This is a genomic window from Cytophagia bacterium CHB2, from assembly GCA_030263535.1.
GTDB lineage: Bacteria > Zhuqueibacterota > Zhuqueibacteria > Zhuqueibacterales > Zhuqueibacteraceae > Coneutiohabitans.
The window spans coordinates 1-5,473 of record SZPB01000404.1 but is presented as its reverse complement, the minus strand read 5'-3'; the positions used below and the strand labels follow the sequence as shown (position 1 = coordinate 5,473).

The 5,473-nt window shown below is 52.6% G+C and carries 5 protein-coding genes and 1 pseudogene; 1 reads left to right on the top strand and 5 read right to left on the bottom strand.

All coding sequences use genetic code 11. The features are described from left to right. The 5 genes from FBQ85_25980 to FBQ85_25960 form a co-directional block, all read right to left on the bottom strand. The coding region (locus tag FBQ85_25980; protein ID MDL1878582.1) for a hypothetical protein at positions 1-463 on the bottom strand (463 nt) is incomplete at its 3' end. A 60-nt stretch (positions 464-523) separates the two neighbouring features. Beyond that, positions 524-1,243: a hypothetical protein gene (locus tag FBQ85_25975; GenBank protein ID MDL1878581.1), complete on the bottom strand. Its 720-nt coding sequence runs from the start codon at positions 1,241-1,243 to the stop codon at positions 524-526. 701 nt (positions 1,244-1,944) lie between these two features. Continuing rightward, entirely contained in the window at positions 1,945-2,667 is a 723-nt protein-coding gene (locus FBQ85_25970) for an STAS domain-containing protein (GenBank protein MDL1878580.1), read from the bottom strand. A gap of 228 nt (positions 2,668-2,895) precedes the next feature. Then, entirely contained in the window at positions 2,896-4,380 is a 1,485-nt protein-coding gene (locus tag FBQ85_25965) for a glycogen synthase (GenBank protein ID MDL1878579.1), read from the bottom strand. A gap of 84 nt (positions 4,381-4,464) precedes the next feature. Beyond that, entirely contained in the window at positions 4,465-5,307 is an 843-nt protein-coding gene (locus FBQ85_25960; protein MDL1878578.1) for a DUF4931 domain-containing protein, read from the bottom strand. 15 nt (positions 5,308-5,322) lie between these two features. Here FBQ85_25960 and FBQ85_25955 point away from each other — a divergent pair. Further along, positions 5,323-5,473: pseudogene (locus tag FBQ85_25955) on the top strand (MFS transporter).

The following is a 5,473-nucleotide window of genomic DNA, read 5'->3' as shown; positions in this document are numbered from 1 at the left end:
CGTCCGCGTCCTCATCGATCATCGCGAGCATAAACTGCCCGTCGCCGGGAACGCGCAACACATATTTGCCGGCGCGCGGGTTATAGGTGCTGGAGAGCTGCGCAAAAATGCGATTGCGGATGAGGAACTTTTCGTGCTCGGACTCTTGTTCGAGTGTCACCGCCAGACCCAGCGCCGCTACGACTTGTTCGGCGAAGGTCCGGCTATTCAATTCTTCGACGATTCGCTGCATCATCGTCTCGGGGTTCTTGATCGCGCTGATATTGCGGAAACTGATGGTCGCGGTCGCTTCATAAACCGGCTTTTCCTGTTTGACATAAATCGTCCAGGGAATCGCAACCGCAGCCGCGATGATCAACGCCAGCCACCAGCGCCGTTTCAGGGCTTGCACATAACGCCCGAGATCGAGCTTTTGGCCCTCCATTGTCCCGTCATCTTCAAACGCAAATGTGTCGAGTCCCATGTTCTCCAAACTCCTTGTAAACAAATCTGTAAAAGCATGACTCTAAAAACGCGATCGCATTCAACGGTTGTTACGATCGGAAATTTGCAAATAGAGTACGGCTGCCGACAGGGCAAACGAGGTATAGCGCAAGAAATCGTCGGCGGTGAAACGCGAATACGTCGGCATGATCACTTGATCGCCCGAGCGTACGCCAAGCTGTTCGAGCGAATGCGCATTTTCAAAGCCTTCCAGCAGGTTTTTGCTAACCGTGCGGCCGCCGCGCATGACTTTGATTTTGCGCACATCGGCATTGTTGGCCGGGCCGCCGGCGATATTCACCAACTCCCACAACGAGTCTTTGGCGCGAATCAGATAAGAGCCGGGGCGTTGCACCGCGCCCATCACAGCCACGCGGATGAGCGGCATGCAGAAGATCTGCTCGATCGGCGGTTTGATGGTGAGATCATTGAACAAATCATCGCGAATGCGGCGCGCCAGGCTATCCGGCAGCAACCCGGCTGCTTTGATCGGCGCGCGCAGGTACGGGATATAAATATAGCCGCCTTGATCGATCAAATAGTCGCCCGCGATATTCAAATCTTGCCGGCGACCGGCGGCATCTTTGCCCTCGCTTTTTTCCAAAACGATGACGCGCACGCCTTCCCCGGCGCGGAAACGAACACCGGTGCCCTCGCGGGAATAGTAATTTTGGGCAAAGCTCGGGGAGATGCTCAAGAAGGACAACAACACCGCGATGAAGGTTACTGCTCGGAGGAGGTGAAACTGACGCTGGTTCATTTGTTTGGCTCCCTAACGTATCAGAATTCAATCCGTTGAACTGGCATGGCCGTTTCGATGTCAACGCCAGACGAAGAGCGTCTTATAAAACGTACCTATTGTCAATTTACGAATTTTTGCAGGTTAAGAATTGTTGCCGTTTCGTGCAAGCTAGCAATACGACAAACCTGAATTATATGTGCCGCCGTCTTCTGGGGCAGGCTCGCGACTGAGAAGATAAATAGATTTTACCGCCAAATGAGCTATTTGAGCAATTGGCGGTAGATAAAAAATGAATGCTTGCCTCAAAACCGCGATATTTGCAGGCAATTGTTATACCAACAGTTTGAACGCAATTCCAGAGGTGAGGAGGTCGCAAGGTGTCGGGCAGAGGAAGAGAAGGGAGGCAGCTCTCTTTGAAATTTTACGACTCAGCGTCAGAATCTCAGCGTAGCGACCGAACTCATTGATTTTTTTATTGCATACCTCACTGTGGCGGCGCTGGCTAGATTTCATATCAAGCGGATCTTCCTCGATTTTTTTATCCGCTTGTCAAAAATAATGCTTGAACTCGGCAGAAGTCTCGAAAAAGTCGTGCACGTCGCAGTATGCCATACGAAATGTTATTGTAAGCAGTCACTTAAAGCAAACTCATAAAGGTGTTCTTTTCGAGTCACATGCGCGGAAGCGGGCACTTTTTCATCCCCGCCGCAAAGGCCGGATTAGCGGGAACGATAAAAACGATAGCGCTTTTCCTGTGTATCCAGATTCAGTTTTCTCAAAAGTTGATAGAGTTTCCACCAACTCATTTTCACAAAACCGAAGCGCTCGGTGTTCAACGCTTGCACAATCTTCCGGATGCCCAACGAAGGATTTTCGATGATGATGGCTTTAACCTTTTCACTCAACGGCAACACGCGCTCTTCAACTTTGGGTTTCGTAAATCCTGAGCGCGCTTTCGTGCGCGGGCCTTCGGCTTCTCGCATGCGCGAAGCGGATTTGGGCGGATCCAAAACCGCGACTTCTCCCGTGGTTAAGTCTGCAGGACTGTAAGACTGCGCCACACTGCGCGTCAAATCCAGGCCAATGGAAAGATCGAAATCGTCAATCGCTTCTTCGAGCGAGTCATAGGCGTCTAAAATGCGGTTAAATTCGAGCATTTCAAAGACATCATGTACTTCCGGCGTCATTTCAACGATTTTTAAATCCCCGCCATTTTCACGAATGCCCTTGATCTCGCCGACAAAAACGCCCCACCCGGCAGAACTGATGTAATTCACCTGGCCCATGTCTACGATCAAATGATAATTCCCCTGCCGCAACACGGAGGTGATTTGCGTCAACATGTCGGCGCACGTTTGTGTGTCGATGTATCCTTTAACCCGAAACAAGGCGATGTCGCGTCGTGTGCCCACCTTGGTGACAGAAATTTCAATACCTTCCATGTGACAAACCTTTGTATTCGCTTACTTTTTGGGCAAATTCAACTATCATTCCGCCGCCGGTTGGCGCAGGAAAAACCGATTTTGGGGTTCGCGAACTTCTTCTCAAGTGCAATGACGCTGCGTCCTGACTGCACTTGTCACAAAATTTGTTCAGTCTTGAAACAGGGGGCGTATCATTTTAAAACGCCGCACCGCCTCAGGGTTGGACTGGCGATCGAGAATTGGCTACTATTTCTTGCCGCGCGCCATCAACTGCGCATAGAGCTTGGTATAGGTCTCTGCCACTGCTTCCCAAGAACGATTCGCCGTCATCGCGTTTTTGGCCATCTTGGCCCAGCGTTTTTTATCATGGAACAGGCTGACGGCGTTTTTAAAGGTTTTGATGACATCTTTCGCTTCGCAGCCGGGAAGCACGAACCCGTTGGCGCCGGCAGGTTTGCGATAGTCTTGCACAGCCTCCGTGTAGCCGTTGTTCGCCGCGATCACGGGCAAGGCCCCGTATTGCATGGCCGACAACACGTGTGATACCGGCAGGCTGGGGCAGGCTGCCGAAAACGTGACATCTGCGGCAGCGCATGCGCGGTGCAAAAACGCCTCGTCATAGCCAAACTGGCCGGCGAAACGCCCGGCATATTTCTTTTTGTATTTCGCCAGGGCTTTCTCGCTCTTCGCGCCGGTTTCGCCGAGGAAAACGACTTGTACATTCATTGCCAGCGCTTCGGCGACAATTGTTTCGAGCTTGTCGCTCAACTCTGCCGCCGGCGGTTCGAAGAGCACGAGCAACGGCACGCCCTCTTCAAATTTGCAGGCCACCGATTCCAAAAACTCTTTCTTGCAGCGCAGCTTGCCGCTCAAATCATTGGGCGCAAAATGGTGCGGCACATGCCCGCTGGCCGCCGGGTTCCACACCGCCGTGTCAACCGCGTGCGACACGCCGGTGAAAAGCCTGCGTTTCTTTTGCAAAATGTCGGCAAGCCCGCGGGCCAGGTTGGGATGCTGTTGAATTTGCTTGGCATGGGCTTCGCCCACCGTGCTGATCAAATCCGCGCTTAATAAGCCGGCTTTGAGAAAGTTGAATTTGCCGTCGAGCGCAATCTGGCTTTCCGGATAATGCGTCGTCTCGGCAAGATCGAGCGCCTTCAAAATCGCAGCAGGGAAAATGCCCTGTTCGGCAAAGTTGTGAACCGTCACCACCACTTTGGTGTTTTTGAAAAAGGGGTCATCTTTGTGGGTGGTTTTCAACAAGACGGGAATCAGCGCGGACTGCCAATCGTTGCAATGAATAATATCGGGCTGCCAATGCAGCATTTTGAGAGTTTCCAGGCAGCCTTTGCCAAATAGTGAGAACCGCTCGGCGTTGTCGGCATAGGTTTTTTTGCTCTTGGGGTCGGCATACAAACCCAGGCGGTCGAAGAAGGGCTTATGATCGAAGAAATAAATTTGCACTTTGGCATCGGGCAGAAAGGCGGATTTGCCGTTGGCAATGAAGGCTTCCTGCGCCAGCTTGATCGACATGTCTTTCAAACGAATCACATCACGCAGAACATATTTGCGTTCATTCACGCTGCGATAGTTGGGCATCATGACGCGGATGTCATGATCCATCTCTTTCAGCGCTTTCGGCAATGCGCTCGCGGTCTCGGCGAGCGGCCCCTTGCCGGCAAAGGGCGTTACTTCAGATGCGACATAAAAAATTTTGAATTTGTTCTTCATGAACCGATCCCTGTTTCGTCACAATCCATCAGGAGGATGCAGCATCGTTGACTCGCCGCCGCTGGCCTGCGCCGCTTGCCGTCCTCATGTTGGCACGTCGCGCAAATGCTGCGCAGCCACTTCCGGCGGCGTCGGATTGATATAAAAGCCGGAACCCCATTCAAAACCCGCAACTTTGGTCAATTTTGGAATGATCTCGAGATGCCAATGATATTCCGCGGTTGGCGCTTCCTGCACCGGCGAGGTATGCAGAATAAAGTTGTAGTGCGGGTTGTCCAGGGCGCTGTTGAGGCGCTGCAAAGTCTCGCGCAACGCCGCGGCCAGTCCCCAATAATGATCCAGTTCCGTTGCTTCAAAATGAGAAACATGCCGCACCGGCAGCAGCCAGGTTTCGAAAGGGAAACGCGAGGCAAAGGGCTCGAGGGCGACATAATCTTCACGCGCCACCACCACGCGTTTGCCTGCATGCAGTTCCTGCCGGATAATATCACAATAAATGCAGCGTTCTTTGAATTCGAAATGCCGGCGCGCGCCCTCCAACTCTTCCAACACACGTTTGGGAATGATCGGCGTTGCAATGAGCTGCGAATGTGAATGCTCCAGTGAAGCGCCCGCCGCCGTGCCGTGGTTTTTGAAGACCAGGATGTACTTGAAACGCGTGTCTTTTTTTAAATCCAAAATCCGCTCGCGAAACGTGAGCAGGATGTCGCGTATGTGTTCGATGCTCAGATCCGAGAGCTCGGCAAGATGATTGGGCGATTCGATGATGACTTCGTGCGCGCCGACACCGTTCATCAAATCGTACAAACCTTCGCCGCGGCGATTCAGCTCGCCCTCGATTTGCAACGCGGGAAATTTATTCGGCACAACGCGAATGCTCCCACCGGTGGTGTTGGGCGCAGAATTCCCCGGACGCGTCGCAACGATTTCAGGCGGGGTTTTATCCTCATTGCCCGTATGCCGCCGTTAAAACGTGCCGGAAAAACGCTGCTGCTGGCGGTAGCGGGCTTTGGCATTGCCACCATTATCTTCGGCTTTTCCACCAACTTCTGGTTATCATTGGCGATGCTGGCGGCGTTGGGCGGATTGGATA

Bases quoted from the DNA above. Each gene is read 5' to 3' on its own strand.
- FBQ85_25965 (MDL1878579.1), bottom strand. From the start codon at position 4,380: ATGAAGAACAAATTCAAAATTTTTTATGTCGCATCTGAAGTAACGCCC.
- FBQ85_25970 (MDL1878580.1), bottom strand. From the start codon at position 2,667: ATGGAAGGTATTGAAATTTCTGTCACCAAGGTGGGCACACGACGCGAC.
- FBQ85_25975 (MDL1878581.1), bottom strand. From the start codon at position 1,243: ATGAACCAGCGTCAGTTTCACCTCCTCCGAGCAGTAACCTTCATCGCG.